This is a genomic window from Blastomonas aquatica (genome assembly GCF_014639875.1).
Taxonomy (GTDB): Bacteria; Pseudomonadota; Alphaproteobacteria; order Sphingomonadales; family Sphingomonadaceae; genus Blastomonas; species Blastomonas aquatica.
Genome location: NZ_BMGD01000003.1, coordinates 334383 through 350596 on the forward strand (window position 1 = coordinate 334383; position 16214 = coordinate 350596).

13 protein-coding genes are annotated in these 16214 nt (G+C 60.3%); 2 read left to right on the top strand and 11 right to left on the bottom strand.

Annotated elements, in window-relative coordinates:
* Window positions 1-64: 64 nt before the first annotated feature.
* From IEW00_RS09635 to IEW00_RS09675, 9 genes are all read right to left on the bottom strand, one after another.
* Window positions 65-2338, bottom strand: coding sequence for an EAL domain-containing protein (locus IEW00_RS09635; protein ID WP_188514189.1), 2274 nt, complete (start codon window positions 2336-2338; stop codon window positions 65-67).
* Window positions 2339-2839: 501 nt separating this feature from the next.
* Window positions 2840-3949, bottom strand: coding sequence for a cell wall hydrolase (locus IEW00_RS09640; RefSeq protein WP_229736931.1), 1110 nt, complete (start codon window positions 3947-3949; stop codon window positions 2840-2842).
* A gap of 174 nt (window positions 3950-4123) precedes the next feature.
* Window positions 4124-5119: a glycosyltransferase gene (locus tag IEW00_RS09645; RefSeq protein WP_229736932.1), complete on the bottom strand. Its 996-nt coding sequence runs from the start codon at window positions 5117-5119 to the stop codon at window positions 4124-4126.
* Between the two features lie 77 nt (window positions 5120-5196).
* Window positions 5197-6645, bottom strand: coding sequence for an MATE family efflux transporter (locus tag IEW00_RS09650; RefSeq protein WP_188514190.1), 1449 nt, complete (start codon window positions 6643-6645; stop codon window positions 5197-5199).
* A 115-nt stretch (window positions 6646-6760) separates the two neighbouring features.
* The gene (locus IEW00_RS09655; RefSeq protein WP_188514191.1) at window positions 6761-8593 is read right to left on the bottom strand and encodes a DUF885 domain-containing protein; all 1833 of its coding nucleotides are present in this window, start codon (window positions 8591-8593) and stop codon (window positions 6761-6763) included.
* A 243-nt stretch (window positions 8594-8836) separates the two neighbouring features.
* Window positions 8837-9193 (bottom strand): DUF4440 domain-containing protein, encoded by a 357-nt coding sequence (locus IEW00_RS09660; protein ID WP_188514192.1) that lies wholly within the window; start codon window positions 9191-9193, stop codon window positions 8837-8839.
* 43 nt (window positions 9194-9236) lie between these two features.
* Window positions 9237-9992, bottom strand: a complete 756-nt coding sequence (locus IEW00_RS09665; protein ID WP_229736933.1) for a hypothetical protein — start codon at window positions 9990-9992, stop codon at window positions 9237-9239.
* Between the two features lie 193 nt (window positions 9993-10185).
* Window positions 10186-11844 (bottom strand): NAD(P)/FAD-dependent oxidoreductase, encoded by a 1659-nt coding sequence (locus IEW00_RS09670; RefSeq protein WP_188514193.1) that lies wholly within the window; start codon window positions 11842-11844, stop codon window positions 10186-10188.
* Window positions 11845-11984: 140 nt separating this feature from the next.
* Window positions 11985-12458, bottom strand: a complete 474-nt coding sequence (locus IEW00_RS09675; protein ID WP_188514194.1) for a BLUF domain-containing protein — start codon at window positions 12456-12458, stop codon at window positions 11985-11987.
* Window positions 12459-12781: 323 nt separating this feature from the next.
* Here IEW00_RS09675 and IEW00_RS09680 point away from each other — a divergent pair, with 323 nt between their 5' ends.
* Together IEW00_RS09680 and IEW00_RS09685 are read left to right on the top strand one after the other, a co-directional pair.
* Entirely contained in the window at window positions 12782-13444 is a 663-nt protein-coding gene (locus IEW00_RS09680) for an alpha/beta hydrolase (protein WP_268235809.1), read from the top strand.
* Between the two features lie 294 nt (window positions 13445-13738).
* Entirely contained in the window at window positions 13739-14971 is a 1233-nt protein-coding gene (locus IEW00_RS09685; RefSeq protein ID WP_188514195.1) for a tyrosine-type recombinase/integrase, read from the top strand.
* Between the two features lie 196 nt (window positions 14972-15167).
* Here the strand turns inward: IEW00_RS09685 and IEW00_RS17685 are convergent, their stop codons facing one another.
* Both IEW00_RS17685 and IEW00_RS09695 read right to left on the bottom strand, forming a co-directional pair.
* Window positions 15168-15587: an energy transducer TonB family protein gene (locus tag IEW00_RS17685; RefSeq protein ID WP_373282623.1), complete on the bottom strand. Its 420-nt coding sequence runs from the start codon at window positions 15585-15587 to the stop codon at window positions 15168-15170.
* 142 nt (window positions 15588-15729) lie between these two features.
* On the bottom strand, window positions 15730-15990 hold the full coding sequence (locus IEW00_RS09695) for a hypothetical protein (protein ID WP_188514197.1): 261 nt from the start codon (window positions 15988-15990) through the stop codon (window positions 15730-15732).
* Window positions 15991-16214 lie beyond the last annotated feature (224 nt).

The following is a 16214-nucleotide window of genomic DNA, read 5'->3' on the forward strand; positions in this document are numbered from 1 at the left end:
AAGGGTCCCCGGTGGCCATGGCCCCGGGGACCGTTGGCCGCTTAGGACTAGCGGCTCAGGCGGCTCAGGCGGCTTTGGCCGGGCTGTAGTTCGCCAGATAATCGATCAGCGCCTCGAACGGCATCGGCCTGCCGATCAGATACCCTTGCGCCTTGTCGCATCCCATCTGCGCGAGCAGATGCAGCGTCTCATTGTCCTCGACGCCCTCTGCGACCACTTCCTCGCCCAGCGAGTGCGCCAGTTCGATCGTGGAATTGACCATGATCCGGTCCGATCGGCTGCTGACCAGCATTTTTACGAAGCTGCGGTCGATCTTGAGCTCGGTGGCCGGGCAGCGCTTGAGATAATCGAGTGTCGAAAAGCCTGTTCCGTAATCGTCGATCGACAGCTGCAAGCCAAGGCTGCGCAGGTCCCTGAGCTCCTGCATGGCCGCGTCTGCACTCGACATCGCGGCGGTTTCGGTGATCTCCAGGATCAACCGCTCGGCGGGCAGGCCATGGCGACGCAGCGTCTGGATGACCATCGGCTTCAGGTTGGCATGGCCGATCAGCCGGGGGGACAGGTTGACCGCCATATCGAAACGGCGGCCGGCAGTGTTGAGCGATGCCGCCACCTGGACTGCGCGGTTCAGCACATGGTCGGTCAGCTTCTCGATCCGGTCGTGGCGTTCGGCGGCGGTGATGAACTCTTCGGGGTTGATCGGCCCCTTTTCGGGATGCGTCCAGCGTACCAGCGCCTCTGCGCCGCAAATCTCGCCCGACAGCAGGTCCAGCTTGGGCTGGAACGCGACCCACACCTCGCCATTGTCGATTGCGGCGTCGAGTTCACCCAGCATCGACACGCGCCATTCGGTCGCTTCGAGCTTGGTGGGATCATAAACCCGCCAATGCTCGCCCGCGTTCTGGGCTTCCTGGCACGCCAGCAGCGCGCTCGACATACGGCTCTGGATGGTACGGCCTGGATCGGCATCGACACCAAAAGCAATGCTCAGATCAACCAGACGACCCGAAACATTGGCCGGGCTGCGGAAGATCGCGCTGAGCCCCGCCAGCTGATCGCCGACATTGTTGATGCTGGAGGCGGGCATCAGCCACATGAAGATGCCTTCATCGCCCTGATACACCTTGCATCCGCCGTTGCCGAGCGAAAGGCGCATGGTGATCTGCTCGACCAATTCCTTCTCCGCCGCAGCGGGAAGCGCCGTGGCAGCTTCGGCGTAGTTGTGGATACGTGCAGCGACCAGGCCGTCCTGGCTGTCGAGCCCCGCCTGCCGCAACGCGTTGAGATTGGGTTGGCCCGATACCTCGTTGACCATGCCGCGGGCATCGAACGTCTGCCGGTGCAGTTTCCAGGCATGATGTCCCATCGCACCGAGCATCAGCATCAGTGCGGGCATGATGTGCGTGTAGCGGCCCAGGCTTTCGAGCAACAAAGGCAGGCCGATAGCGCAGACCGGCAGCAGCGCGATCATTCCCAGCACCAGCTGGGTCCGCGAAACCCGCATCATCAGCGCAGACGTCACAAAGGCGACGAGGAACGGTACCCACCAGCCATACCAGGTGGGCTTGCCCGCGATCAGTGTTTCAGCGGCCACGGCTGCGACGAAGACGCTGGCCGAAGGGCCGTGGCCAGGAACCGCATAGCGATTGCCGATACCGGTTGCGTTGGTACCGATAATCACATCGCGTCCGCGCAACGAATTCAGATTTTCGCGGCTGTCGATAATCTGGGCAGCGCTGAAATAGGGCAGGGAGTCCATGCGGATCGAATAATCGATCGGAAACGCTTCTCCGGGTTTGCCCCGGATGCCCGAAATCGTCGATGCGATCGAGGGGATATCCAGTGCGCTGACCTTATTGCTGTAAGGCATGTTCCAGGCGGTGTTGAAACCGTTGGTGCGGATGTTGGTGTTGACCAGCCCGGCGACATTGCGCAGCGCTTCGGGCGGCAACAGCTGGGATTGTCTGGCCATGTTGGCCTCTGGCGCAAAGTTGGCCGCGATGTAGACATGCCCTTCCATCCCCGCCATGGCATCGACCAGTTGCGGCAAGCCGGGGTCCGATGGGGTGGTGTTGATCGGAAAGTCGAAGAATATCCTGCGCACGCCCGCCTGTGACAGCCGTTCGATCATGCTGGCATACCGTTGTGAAGACCAGGGCCAGTCTCCGACCTGTTGCTGGGCAAGGCTGTCGATGCCGATCACCACGACCTGACCGCTGGCATCGTGATCCCGGGCTTTGTTGCGGATCGCGCGAAACAGATCATCGACCGGCTCGCCAAACTCAGCCAATCCGAACAGCAAGGCAGTTACCAGCGACCAGATGAGCAAAATGCGCATCGGGCGGGCCGGTTCCTTGCTGTTACGAGATGCGACTGACTGCATGTGGTTACTTCCTCGTAAACCGCGATACCGCACACATAGTTACCAAACTGCAAATTTGCCTCGTTTCGAGGCTATCGAATGCAGCGCTCTCGCCGTGCAGTTCGCCCGCTTGATCAAGCTGCGAACGGTGCAATTTGGTGGGCTGGAATGTGGCTATTCGAGCGGTATACCGGTTTGAATTTATTGCGGTTTCTCTCCTTCGATCATGCCAAGCTTATCATTGGATGGTTTATGGGATGATCCCAGCAAAGGGTCGTAACCCAAAGCGGAGAGTCTCATTTTGGTACAAATGCCTGGTGCAGTTAATCAATCGATTACCGACGTTAGGCGCGGAAAGCCTAACCTTGGCTTGGCAAGCCGGGTGCATCAAGATGCTTAACGTGTAAACGAATTGCGGTCTGCACCAGATCGCGAAGGCCGCCATGCGAATGCGGCGACCGGCCGGTTCCAGCGCGATTATGCGCCCGGCTGACGGATCCATTGGCCGCTGTTGCGGTACTCGGGCCGGACTTGGCTGTCATCGGGCAGTTTGGACCCACGGAAGACGGCATCACCACCGCGCTGGACGACATCGGGAGCATATACCGGGGACTGCGCTCCGGTGAGTGTAGTCGCGGCGGCAGGCATTGCTCGGCCGAGCCGCTCGGATTCGAGCGTGACGGCATTTTCGGCTTCGGCCTTCAACCTCGCCGCCTCATAGGCCTTTGCCAGAACCAGCGGATCAAGTGGGTCGGCTGACCCTGCCTGTACGAAAGCTGCGCGCGGCTTGGGTCCGGGGGAGGGCTCTGCGCCCATATATTGCCGGGCAAACGCAGCGCTGCGTCCGGCTGACCCTTTCCACCGATAGAACCGGTGCGCGCCGATGGTGCCGATGAAGTCCAGGCTGGGTGCCCAATAGGGTGATACTTCGGTGGTGTGGTAATGCGTCGCGGTGCCGACCGGACGATAGACATAGCCCGCCAGCGCCCGCTGCGCGACACCGCGTGCACGCGCCCAGTAGACGGGACTGGGTGCCCGCGCCATTGCACCATCGCAGCTGAAAGTGAACTGGCAGCCGCTGACGCGTTCGGACCCCTGATAGACCACGCCGCACACGGTATCAGGATAGCTGGGGTGCATCATCCGGTTGAGGATTACCTGTGCGACCGCCTGCTGGCCCGCGTCGGGTTCCATCGCGGCTTCATAATAGATCGCCGCTGTGAGGCACTGGAGCGCACGGCCCTGATCGACAGGCGAACCTCGCAATGTCACGCCGCGAACAAACTCGCCACTGGCCAGTCCGCCTGCGGCATCCCCGGTAATCCCCGCGGGCGATGGCAGCACCAGCGATCCTGCGTCATCGAGATAGTAGAAGGCTGAGCCTGGAAAGTTCTCGCCCGATCGCTCGAACGGCAAGCCGCCATCGGGTTGATACTGCGATGCCGTGGCATCGTCGCTGCTGCGCTGCGCGCGCACGATCTGGGATGCAGCCAGCGAAACCACCAGTGCCAGCAACAGCCATGCAACCCACTCGCGCAGCCCCATCGCGGCGCTGGCTCGCTTCGGTCGGAAGGCGGGGATGAACATGGGGCGCGGCGAATCCTGCGGAGGGGATCAGCGTGTCCCCGGCGATGCCTGGCCATTAGCGCAATTCCGTTTCCAAATCTGCGGCCATTTTGCGCTGTCTCGGGACGGGACACGGCACCTTACAGGAATTAACATCCCCGAAATGCCGGTAAAACAGGGCGAACGGTGCAAGGGTCAGTAGCGCACGAGACCGTATGACAGCGTGATGGCCTGGGGGATCAGCCCCAGCTTCACGAGGCGTCCTGCAGTCCGCCAGAAACCATTCTTCGTGCCGCCCTCGCGCAGATGTGCGTGCATCAGGTCAAGCCCGCCCCCGGTCATCGCATCACGTGAATATTTGATGCTGTCGATGACTTCCAGCCGCATCCGCGCGCCCAGCCCGGTCGTACCCAGCGTGGCATCTATGGTATCGAGTGATGGCAGACTGGTGGCGCCCTCGAACGGATCGGGTCGGCCTGCGCGGCGCTCATGCGCGGCGAAGCGCGCGCATGCCGCGCCGATCGCCTGAACCAATATGTGCTTCTCACTGACCTGATCGGGGGATCGCCGATAGAGAAACAGCCGTCGGCGAAGGTTTCGCATATCGTGCTGTTCGCTGACGCGAAGCCACAAATCATAATCCTCGCAGTGCCGGAAAGCCGCCCGATATCCTCCAAGCGCCCTGATGACATCGCGGCGCATCATTACCGATGGATGGCACATCGCGCTGGCCACCATCAACCTTTCCCGGATATCGGCGGGTTGCTCGGGGTGAAAATCGCTGCAGGGAAAGAACGCGCCATCGGCATCCAGTTCGTCGGTGTTGCTGCCCAGGACCGCGATCTGCGGGTGCGAAGTCATTTCTGCGAGCTGCACTGCAAACCGTTCGGGCCGCGACACGTCATCGCTGTCCATGCGCGCCACCAAAGGTGCACGGGCTTCTTCCAGCAACAGATTCAGGCTGGCGATGAGGCCACGGTTTTCCTGATGGATAACGCGGATCCGGCTGTCCTGAGCGGCATAGCGGTCGAGGATCGATGCCGAGGCGTCGCGCGAACCATCGTTGACGATCAGGAACTCGAAACGCCCCTCGGTCTGCCCCAGGATGCTCTGTATTGCTTCGGCAACGTACCGCTCTGCGTTGTAAACGCTCATCAGCACGGAAATGACAGGCATATCGGTCGGGGTCATGGCGTGGGGATCGCAGCAGGCAGTTGTGGACGGACGCCTGAATAGCGCCAAGCCGCAAAGCTTCAAAACCGGTTAACCTATATTTTTGCCAGCTGTGCCAGCCGGTGGCGCACCAGCCAGTAGGCGCCAAGGCCAAACAACACACCGCCGATCGCCTGTCCGATCAGCACGCCAGGCGCTCCGCCCATCGCGCTGCCGACATAAGCGAAGGGCAGCACTCCCAGCGTATTGCGACCCCAGTTGGTCCAGGTCGACCACGACGCGCGGTCAAGATTGTTGAAGCTGGCGTTGGCAATGAAAAGCAGGCCATTGAAAAAAAACAGCGGGACCACGACCCAGGCAAAGGCGTGGATCAAGTCCATCCCGCCTGAGGGCAGATCGAAGACCGCGCCGATGGTATCGCTGCCCAGAATCAGGATCGGCCAGATCAGCAGCGTGAAACCGGCAGCGAACAGCACTGCGCGATCGAGTGTTCCCCGGACCCTGTCGAGTTGGCCAGCACCGTAATTCTGGCCGATGATTGGCCCGATCGATCCCGACAGTGAAAACAGCAGGCAGAACGCAAGCGGGATAACCCGCCCGATCACAGCATAGCTCGCGACAGACGCCTCGCCATATTCGGCGATCAGCCGGAACGCGATAATGCCACCAACAGGCGTCGCCAGATTGGTCAACACCGCCGGAACCATGATCTTGCGGATATCGAACAGGTTGGCCGCGAAGCTTTCGCGGGTCGGAATGGCAAAGCCGCCATAGTGCCGCAGAATCGGGACGATGCCGGTGATCGCCATCAGCAGGATCGAGATGACGGTGGCCCATGCCGCACCCACAAAACCCCAGCCCAGGCCGAACATCAGCAGCGGATCGAATATCGCGTTACCCGCCGCCATCGCCAGCGTCGTGTTCATCGCGCGGCGCGCATCGCCATAGGCGCGCAGCAGCCCGGAACAGACCATGCCCATCACCGTGATCGGACCGAACGGGGCAACAATGCGGATATAGGTGACCGCTGCGTCCTTGGCCTTGCCGGTTGCCCCCATCAGCTCGACCCATTGCGGCGCGAATATCCAGAAGAGCAACGCAATGACCGCCGCCATCGCGATGCCCAGCAGCAGCACTTCGCCCAGCAGCGCCCGCGTTGTCTCGCTGCGCCCCATTCCGATGCGCCGGGCGGCGAGCGCGCTGATCGTGATCATCAGCCCGATGTTCAGCGAGGAGTTGAGGAACAGCAGCGTGCTGGCAAAGCCCATCCCCGCCGTCAGCGAGGGGTCGCCCAGTTGCGAGATGAAGAATAGATCGGCGAAATCGACCAGAAACAGCGCCAGCAGTCCGATCGACGAGGTCAATGTCATCACTGCGACATGCCGCATCAGGCTGCCGGTGAGGAACTTGCCGGTGCCGATGGCCTTGGTTGCGGGTACTGCGCGCGCCTGCCCGTTCCCGTCCCCCTCTGTGGGTGGGGCAGGGGTCAGGCTTGCAGGCGGTGCGACGGAATCGGAAATGGCGGGTCGTCCGGTTGCAAACATGGCGCGGAATGGCGCCCGGCTTCACTGCATATAGGGCATTGCGATCGATGCAAAACCCCGTTTCGGTTCGCAACCGGACATCGCATCGGTCCGGGTATTCGTGCGGAGGTTCAGATCAGCCCGCGCTGCGTTCGATCCAGTCATCCACCCGGCGCTCCAGAATCGACAGCGGCTGCGAGCCGGAGGCGATCAGCAGGTCGTGAAAGCCCTTGATATCGAACCTGTCACCCAGCTTGCTTTCGGCGCGCTGGCGCAGCTCGACGATCTTGAGCATCCCCATCTTGTAGCCGGTCGCCTGCCCCGGCAGCGTGATGTAGCGGCGGATTTCCGAACGCGACCGTTCGATCGGCTGGCGGCCGGTGGTGTTCATGTATGCAACCGCCTCGTCCTCGGTCCAGCCCATCGCATGCAGCCCGGTATCGACGACCAGACGCGCCGCGCGGAACAGTTCGGCATCGAGCCGCAGGAAATCGGCGGCGACATCGGGAAACGCGTTCATCTCCTTGCACAGCGATTCGGCATAAAGCGCCCAGCCTTCGCCGAATGCGACATAGCCGGTGACCGCGCGGAACTTGGGCCCGCTGGTCTGGCGCACCTGGATGTCGCCCTGCATGTTGTGGCCTGGTACCGCTTCGTGGCACATCAAGGTGTACATCGCGGCGGGATCGGGAACCGTCCCGACCAGGTGGACATAGGTGCGCGCGGGGCGCGATCCATCCGGGCTGGGCGCAGACGCATGCGCCGCGCCGCCCGCGACTTCCGAGAACGCGGGTTCACGCACCACCTCGATGCCGTATTTGGGCAGCGAGTTGAAATAGGGCTCAAGCAGCGAGCGGGTGTGCGCGACAAAGGCGTTGGCGGTGGTCAGATATTCTTCGCGCGCGGCATCGTCGAACGGCCGCGGCGGGTTGAGCCGGGCGCGCTCGGCATAATAAGCGCTGCGATCCTTGAACCCGGCCTGCTGCGCCAGCGCATCCTGCTCGCCCTCGATCCGCGCGACTTCCGAACGGCCGATGCTGTGGATTTGCTCGGCAGTATAGTCGCTGGTGGTGTTGAGCTTGAGCTCGTTGGCATAATAGGCCGCGCCATCGGGCAACGTGAGCGCGCCGACCTTGCCGCTCGGGGCGTTGGGCAGGCTGGCCTTCGCCCAGGTGACGACCCGGTCATACGCAGGTTTCAGATCGACGATTGCAGCGCGTGCTTGCGCCAGCATCGCGTCGGCCTCGGCGCGGGGCAGCTTGCCGCCGGCGACCAGCGCCTCGGCCTTGGCCTTTACATCGGCCCACAATGCGGCATCCGGACCATCGCCGAACGGCGCCCCGCTCGTCAGTTTTTCGCTGCCAGCGATGATGGTTTCGATCTGGAACTTGGGAGCACGGATTCCCGCCGCCTCGCTTGCCTTGGTCCGCTCGATCGCAACATCGAGCACCGCCGGAATGCCACGCAGCCGGGCAATATAGTTCTTCAGGTCCGCCGCATCGGCGACGCTGTGGGTGTTGATCAGGAAATCGGGCAACTGGCTGTGCGCCGAATACAGCCGCGAATAGAAAGGCGGGCGGTAGACGCGGTTGGCCTGCTGCATTTCCGCGCGCTCGGCTTCGAGTTCCCAGATATCGTAATTTACCTGCGCTTCGGGCGACAGCTTGGCGCGATCGAACTGCGCCTTCATCCGCGCGACGCTGGCCTTGCGCCAGGCGAGTTGGGCGTCTGCGGCCGCATCGCCAATGTCGTTCCACTGGTCACCACCCTCCTTGCGCCCCAACCGGGTGGCAAGCTGCGGTTGCTGCTTGATTGCCTCTTCGAACTCGGCATCAAGGAACGCGGTCAACGCGGCATCCTGATTGGCTTCAGCAGGCTGCGCGGCAACCGCCGGAGAAAAAACGACGGCGCTGGGAGCGGCCAGCGCAATGGCAAGCGCGGATACGGCGAAGCGAACAGTGTGGTGCATGATGGTCCCCGTGGTTAGGCGGTGACCATAAGTGCTTGATCGCAAAAGGGGCAAGCCCTTCATTGCAGACAACGACCCAAAGCCTGCAAAAACCGGGTCTTCCGGCCTGCAGCGTACCCGGCCGGCATCGACGTTCAGGGTGGGAGCATTTTCCATGGCCAAGCGGCAGGTTGCCAAGGTCAATTTACCGCAGGCCGACACGACACCAGGACGGCATTGCTGCCAGCACCCGCCCTGCAGGCCTCAGCCGGCTTTGAGCGGAACCGTCTGCTGGTGCTGCAGCACACGCCACTCGTCGTGCTCGAGCCTGCGAATGGTCGTGGTGCAATAAGCCAAGTAGCTTTCATCGGAACGGCTAGCCTCTGCCTTGTAGGCGAGGATGATCAGACCTTGCTGCGGCCGTGAGACCTGTTGTTCGCTGAACTTCACTTCAGCCCAGCGAGGTGTTTTCTGCACCGCCTTTATGGCCTGAGCACCTGTAAAGACATAATCGTGTTCGGGCAGCACCATCAGGCATTCGGGATCGATCAGCGCCTCGTAGGTGTCCGGGTCGCCGGTCCACAGACTTTCTTCAAATTCCCAAACGCGCGCATCTTCCATGGATCGGTTCCTTTTGTCTTAAGAAGCAAACCCATGCCGGAAGCTATCGTTCCAGATCCGAAATCGGATCCGCTGGTGCTTCAGCTTTGGCAAGTTCCGGGCGGGGCATCGGCGGTGCCGGCCGGTGCCAGACAAGCGCGGAGAGGGCGAGCCACGTTGCGAACATCAGCAAATAGGGCCAGCGACGAGGCCACAACCGTGCCACGAACAGCGTGACTGCCGCAGTGCCGGCAAGGGCAAGCAAGGCCGAGCTTGCCGCGCGCGTAACGGTGCCGACGAGCGCCGTCTGGATGGCCACGCTGGCCCATTGTGCGGGCAGCAGCACCAGCAGCCAATCCGGCAACGCGCCAGGTAATGTCGCTGCGGTCACCAACATCGCAGCCTCTCCACCGACCACAAATATCGCGATCCACCAGCCTTTATCGGATGCGGAACGCGCAAACAGCGCGCCCCGCGCGGCAAAGCTGATGCTGGCGGTGATTACGGCTAGCCCGGTTGACAACGGGTGTAGCAGCGGCGGCATTCCCAGCGCCCGCGCGAACAGCAGAAGGCCGGCCCCGGTCAGCAGGGCAAGGACGACGCCGACCCACAGACGCCGGGCAGCGGCCGCTCCGATCATGCCAACACCCATCAAGCCTACCGCCAGTATCGGACCGCTCACCAGGGCGAACGGCGCGGGACCGGGTGCATCGAACAGCAATAACATCGCTATGGCCGGTGCTGCTACCCCGGCGAGCGCCACGGACAGCCAGGCCAGTAACGGCCAGGCCAAAGGCTGAGCGGGTGACGAGGACTTCATGGGGCGGACACTGGTTGAAGCGCCGGTCATTGTCGAGCACCCAATCAGCCCCTTGGGCGCCGACAGCCCATGCGCCTGAAAAGTCCATCGTGCGGGCGGCGACGTTATGGTCGGTCACGCTGAATGTTGATGCCAGAGAATGTTGATGCCAGAGAATGTTGATGCCAGATTTCAATCTCAGGGCGACGGGTGGTCACCCGGCATGAGCGCTGTCGCGCCCCGAACGGGCAGAGGCCGCGCTGAGACTCTGCGCCACGGCTTCGGCAATCTTGATCCCATCGACCGCCGCCGACAGGATGCCGCCTGCATAGCCCGCGCCTTCGCCCGCAGGAAACAACCCGGCAGTGTTCAGGCTTTGCAGATCATCGCCTCGGGTGAAGCGGATCGGTGAAGATGTGCGGGTCTCGACCCCGGTCATCAGGACATCGGGGTGATCATAGCCCGGGATCTGGCGGCCGAACACGGGCAGAGCCTCGCGCATCGCGGTGACCGCGTAATCAGGCAAACATTGCGCCAGATCGGTCATATGCACGCCAGGCTTGTAGGAGTTAACGACCGACCCAAGTACCTCTGAGGGGCGTCCTGCCAAGAAGTCGCCCAGTCTTTGCGCCGGGGCCTTGTAGTTCGATCCGCCCGCGACATAGGCCATGGATTCCCAGTGACGTTGCAGCGCAATTCCTGCGAGCGGATCGCCGGGGAAATCACGCGCCGGATCGATCGCGACGACCAATCCGGAGTTCGCGTTGCGCTCGTTGCGCGAATACTGGCTCATCCCGTTGGTGGCTACGCGGCCCTCCTCGGACGTCGCAGCGACCACGGTGCCGCCAGGGCACATGCAGAAACTGTAGACTGTCCGGTCATTACTGCAGTGGTGCGAGATGTGATATTCGGCCGCGCCAAGGATCGGATGGCCGGCATTGACGCCGAAGCGCGCCTTGTCGATCCAGGATTGCGGGTGTTCGATCCTGACCCCGATCGAAAACGGCTTGGCCTCGACATGGACCCCGGCGGCATGGAGCATTGCGAACGTGTCGCGCGCACTGTGACCGATGGCGAGCACGACATGGTCGGCCTCCAGATATTCGCCAGTGCTCAAGTGCACTCCGCGGACACGCCGGTCGCCCTGGGCATCGGTCGTGATATCGATACCATCGACGCGATTCGAGAACCGGTATTCGCCGCCGAGTTCCTCGATGCTCTTGCGCATGCTCTCGACCATCGTCACCAGCCGGAATGTTCCGATATGCGGATGGGCCTCGGTGAGGATCTCGGGCGGTGCTCCCGCCTTGACGAATTCGGTCAGAACCTTGCGGTCGCGATTGCACGGATCCTTGATCCGGCTGTAGAGCTTGCCATCGGAAAAGGTGCCGGCGCCGCCCTCGCCGAACTGCGCGTTCGATTCCGGATTGAGCACTCCGCGCCGCCAAAGTCCCCAGGTGTCCTTGGTCCGCTCACGCACCACCTTGCCCCGGTCGAGGATGATCGGCCGGAACCCCATCTGCGCCAATATCAGCCCGGCAAACAGTCCGCACGGTCCAGCGCCGATGACGACTGGCCGCTTTGCCTCGCCTCCTGGCGGTGCCTTGGCAACCAGATGATAACGCGGGTCCGGGGTGCGCTGGACGTTGACGTCCTTGCGAAAGCGCGCGAGCACTGCTGCCTCGTCCTTCACGTTCACGTCGACCGAATAGACCAGCAGGATGTTGGCCTTGTCGCGCGCGTCATGGCCGCGACGCGCAACGACATGGCGCACCAGATCACGCGGAGCGATCCGCAACCGCTTGCAAATCGCAGCGGGCAGGGCCTCATCGGGATGGTAGAGCGGCAGACTAAGTTCGGTGATGCGCAGCATTGTGCGGCTTTAGAGGGTGCAAGCGCGAAATGCCAATCGCTGATGTGCAGCCGATAGGCACAACATTCTCTGTGCTGCGTATCGATTATTCATCGGCACTACCGAACTGAGCGAGCCTGAACCTCGGGTCTTTGGCGCATTCAACCTCGCCCAAGCGCAGCCAGCGGTTCTGAATCCAGGTGCGCGAGAATTCGTTTGAGCGCTGCAGCATTGTGTTCGTCTTCGGCGCTATCAAGCGCCTCGTGCAACACCGAACGGATATCATCGGCTTCGACCCGCTCCATTTCCCAACCCAGATACAGACGCTCGCGCTTCTCGATACTCCGGTCCAGTGGGACGATATCATAGTGGCGCGAATCGTCGTGAAGGCTCGCGATCAGGGTCTGCACTTCTGCCGGCGGCCCCTCGATCCATTGGAAGAAAACTCCGCTGCCGAAGACCAGCACGCCGGTGATGCCTCGGGCGACATTGCGCCGCTGAGAAAACTCGATGATTCGGTTAACCTCTGCGTCGTCGACCCCATCGGTGGCACGACTGCAGTACACGAATGTCTCAAGCGTCAGTGCCGCGAATTCCAAATCTGCGTCGTCTGGAATTCCGTATTCGTCGAACATAGTTTTCGCTCGCTTTGTCTGTGCCGGGTAGGCCGTATCAACCGGCTTATCGACCCTGGGTTAGCGCATCTTGATCGATTGTGTAAGCAACTAGACGGATGGCCACATTGTTCCGGCCCCGGTTTCGTTCGCGTGCCATTTCTTGTCCCGGAAAAGGTATGCTGCAACCAGGGTCACCGGAAGGCAGAGCCAACGGATTGTCTGGCAACAGGTGGAAATCTGTGAGCGGCGGTTCTACCTGTTCGGTTACACAATTCTCACGATCGAAGCCAGAATGGCGGCCCAGCAAACGCTGCCGTCCACAACCATGAGAGAAGATATCGGTGTCGAAAATCGTCAATGGCGCCAGTCTGAAGCCTCGGACCGGAGAGCGGCCCAGCAAAATCGTGCTGCTGCTTCACGGCTTTGGCTCGAGCGGCACGGACATGATTTCGCTTGCCCCCCAATGGCAGGACGCGCTTCCCGATACGTTGTTTCTTGCGCCGCACGCGCCTCAGCGCTGCGGGATGATGGGGGCGGGCTATCAATGGTGGGGCTTGTCAGGTTTTTCGCCTTCTGCACTGGCAGCGGGTGCGGCATCTGCAGCGCCAGCTATCGACGCATTTATCGACCGCAAGCTGAGCGAATATGGACTGACCGAGGCAGATCTGGCGCTGGTCGGGTTTAGCCAGGGAACGATGATGGCGCTCCATATCGGGCTGCGACGACCGCGAGCGGTTGCTGCCGTGGTAGGCTATTCGGGGATGCTCACGGCAACGTCAGGCCTTGCGAACGAAGACTTTGCGAAGCCTCCGGTGCTGTTGGTGCATGGAACGGCTGATCCGGTCGTACCGGTCGCAGCGCTGCATATGGCAGAAAGCGAACTCAAACGGCTTGGTGTTGAGGTCACGACGCACATATCCCATGGTGTACCTCACAGCGTTGATCCTGTTGGCTTGCGCCTGGGTCGAGATTTCGTGTCCAACGCCTTCAATAACCCGGCTTGACCGCTAGTTCCGATCGGGGGTTGAGGATATCATCGGGGCCGGTGCTTGCACCGACGACATCGCAGGTCTTTGATAATCCATAGAAACATGGTGAGCCCTGCTGGGTTCGAACCAGCGACCTACTGATTAAAAGGGAACAAATAGAGACCTCATGGAAGCTAATGGGGTCTCTATGCAACGGAAAACAAACGATATTTATTTTATAGCATCTCAACGCGTACCATGGATTTCTCTTAAAATGTTACCTAAGGTAACGCACATTTCGAACTCTCAAAGATCTGTGGAATGCGAGCAATGGCTGACACCACCCTTACAGATGCGAAGCTTCGAAGTCTGAAGCCACCGGCCAGTGGTCAGCTTGAAGTTAGCGATGTCCAAGTCCCAGGTTTGAGAGCGAGGATTAGCCCGCGAGGCGCAATATCATTTATCATTCGAAAACGGGTGGGGAGCAAGGTTCGGAATATCACCCTAGGGCGCTACAACGAACGATTTGGGATTGCCGCAGCAAGAAAGCGAGCGCGGTCAATTATTAGCGACCTCGAGGCTGGACGAGAACCCATCAAGCCCCAGACTGTGCAGAAGGCCATAGCGGATGGTAAAGGAACCATCCGTTCGCTTTGGCCTTCCTACCGAGCAAGCAAATCAGGTCTGCGTTCGATTTATGAGGTGGAGCGCGTTTTTACACGCCACATTCTTCCAGAATTTGGCGACCGGATGGCAGACATGATTACTCGAAGCGAAGTTACTGCTTTCGTCGACGATATTGCAGAGACCGCCCCAGTAATGGCGCGGGCAGTTCACGCTCAGCTATCAGCTTTCTACAGCTGGGCAATGCCAAGGCTCGATCGACTGCCCGCGAATCCTTGTCGTGATGCGGGGCGACCGCCAGCACCGAAAGCTCGAGATAGGGTATTGAATGGTAGCGAGCTAGCAGCTCTATGGCACGAAGCTGAAGCTCAGCCGATGCCTTGGGGGCCAGCGATCAAGCTTCTCATTCTTACTGGGCAGAGACGTAGCGAAGTTTTCGAGGCCGAATGGTGTGAATTTGACTTCAGCGAAAAGCTCTGGGTCATTCCAAAGGCACGAGCGAAGAATGGTCTAGCCCACCTTGTCCCATTGTCAGATGATGCATTGAATGTGCTGAAGCAGATTGGTCGACGACCCGATAGCTCTCGAGTTTTTCCGGCAGCAGGAAATGGGGAGAACAGTGCCAGCGGGATATCAAAAGCGGTGGAGCGATATCGCACATCACTCAACAAGGCGCTCGGCATCAAAACGGAGCATTGGACGTTGCATGACATTAGGCGGACCGTCGCAACTGGCCTTCAGCAGATTGGCGTGCGGTATGAAGTGACAGAGGCGGTGCTAAATCATGTTAGCGGAGCCCGAGGAGGGATTGCCGGTATCTACCAACGACATGATTGGGCATTGGAAAAGCGGGAAGCGCTCGATGCTTGGGCTGTCAAGGTCAGGCAGATAGTTGAAAAAAGTCTAACCGTAGAGCAGGGGCACGATTTTGACGAATAGCCATCGGTGCAAAGATGCCAACCTATCGCTGGCTGCAGCCGTCTGCACATTACCGGGCACTTAGCATATGTCTGTAAATGGGCCGCTTGTTGAATGGCAGCTCTTGGCCAAGAGATGGCTGAAGCCGCATGTCAGCTTTCAGGCACCCGCCGCAGGGCATCCCATGGCCGCAACTGGGGTGGAAAGCTGTCATCCACTAATTGGCTTCATCAAAATGAAATCGCATCTGGCCACGTGCGCCAGGCAGGATTGCTTTGGCATCCTGTTGGGGCTTAAATCTGGCACGTCGCATAAGCAATTTACATGGCACGCTGTCGAAGCGCGAATTGCCGCTTTCGTTCGTGACCCGGCAATTCACAACGTGTCCGTTCTCGGCGATATCAAAAGATATGGTAACTTCGCCAGATTCGGAACGCCTATAGGTACTCTCTGGATGATCAGCAGAGGTAACCCATTTCTCAGGGTCAATTGGCGTAGCTCCAACAAAATAATCCCTTCCAACTCTCAGGTCGTAGGGCGCGAATGCCTTACCTTCTGACAGTGAGCCGCCTGTGGACAACCATACCGGAAGGCACGCCAAAAGAGTCAAACCTGTCGATAGCGCACCCATCCGCATAGTATGCAAAGCAAGGCCAATTCCTGCAATGGGGTCGGTAAAAGAATGTCCGGTTCTTGTTACATTGCTGCGCTAGCTAACTAGCTGGCATTGGGCGCGAGCCGATCCGTCGTGAACGGCTATTTTTGCGTGGATAGCGGTTCTATGCCGACCATAGTCGTTCAAACTCCGCCAGCTGCATTTCAGTATTTCCTGATGGTGCGATATCAGCGAACTCGAACACGCCATGCTTGGCCTTTGTTGGTTGCCCTGGATGTCGGTGAACAATATTCCCGCTCATATCGAAGCCGAGTTCGCGTGTGATAGCGCCATGTTCATCGACCTCGGTAAGGATGCGCGACAAACCCCACGTATCCACAAGGCCGATCACTTCCGCCTCTGTCCATATCAGGATACGCTGCATGGGATCGAGCATAACTCCGCAACAAATGTCCGCAATGGGTCGATACCCGAATCGCACTTTTTTTCGGATCGCAGAGATTTCCATCTGTTCTACAAACGACCTAAGCCACCGTTGCACTGGTAGGCATCTGCTGCTTAAGCAAGCAGCAGATGCCCGAAGACGTAATTCCCGACCTTGCAACTTATGGCGCGCAGCGTTTCAAAGGCGCATTGAAGCCCTGCCTG

Coding starts and splice junctions, on each gene's coding strand:
- IEW00_RS09635 (WP_188514189.1), bottom strand. CDS start 2,338: ATGCGCATTTTGCTCATCTGGTCGCTGGTAACTGCCTTGCTGTTCGGA.
- IEW00_RS09640 (WP_229736931.1), bottom strand. CDS start 3,949: ATGTTCATCCCCGCCTTCCGACCGAAGCGAGCCAGCGCCGCGATGGGG.
- IEW00_RS09645 (WP_229736932.1), bottom strand. CDS start 5,119: ATGACCCCGACCGATATGCCTGTCATTTCCGTGCTGATGAGCGTTTAC.
- IEW00_RS09650 (WP_188514190.1), bottom strand. CDS start 6,645: ATGTTTGCAACCGGACGACCCGCCATTTCCGATTCCGTCGCACCGCCT.
- IEW00_RS09655 (WP_188514191.1), bottom strand. CDS start 8,593: ATGCACCACACTGTTCGCTTCGCCGTATCCGCGCTTGCCATTGCGCTG.
- IEW00_RS09660 (WP_188514192.1), bottom strand. CDS start 9,193: ATGGAAGATGCGCGCGTTTGGGAATTTGAAGAAAGTCTGTGGACCGGC.
- IEW00_RS09665 (WP_229736933.1), bottom strand. CDS start 9,992: ATGAAGTCCTCGTCACCCGCTCAGCCTTTGGCCTGGCCGTTACTGGCC.
- IEW00_RS09670 (WP_188514193.1), bottom strand. CDS start 11,844: ATGCTGCGCATCACCGAACTTAGTCTGCCGCTCTACCATCCCGATGAG.
- IEW00_RS09675 (WP_188514194.1), bottom strand. CDS start 12,458: ATGTTCGACGAATACGGAATTCCAGACGACGCAGATTTGGAATTCGCG.
- IEW00_RS09685 (WP_188514195.1), top strand. CDS start 13,739: ATGGCTGACACCACCCTTACAGATGCGAAGCTTCGAAGTCTGAAGCCA.
- IEW00_RS17685 (WP_373282623.1), bottom strand. CDS start 15,587: ATGCGGATGGGTGCGCTATCGACAGGTTTGACTCTTTTGGCGTGCCTT.
- IEW00_RS09695 (WP_188514197.1), bottom strand. CDS start 15,990: ATGCAGCGTATCCTGATATGGACAGAGGCGGAAGTGATCGGCCTTGTG.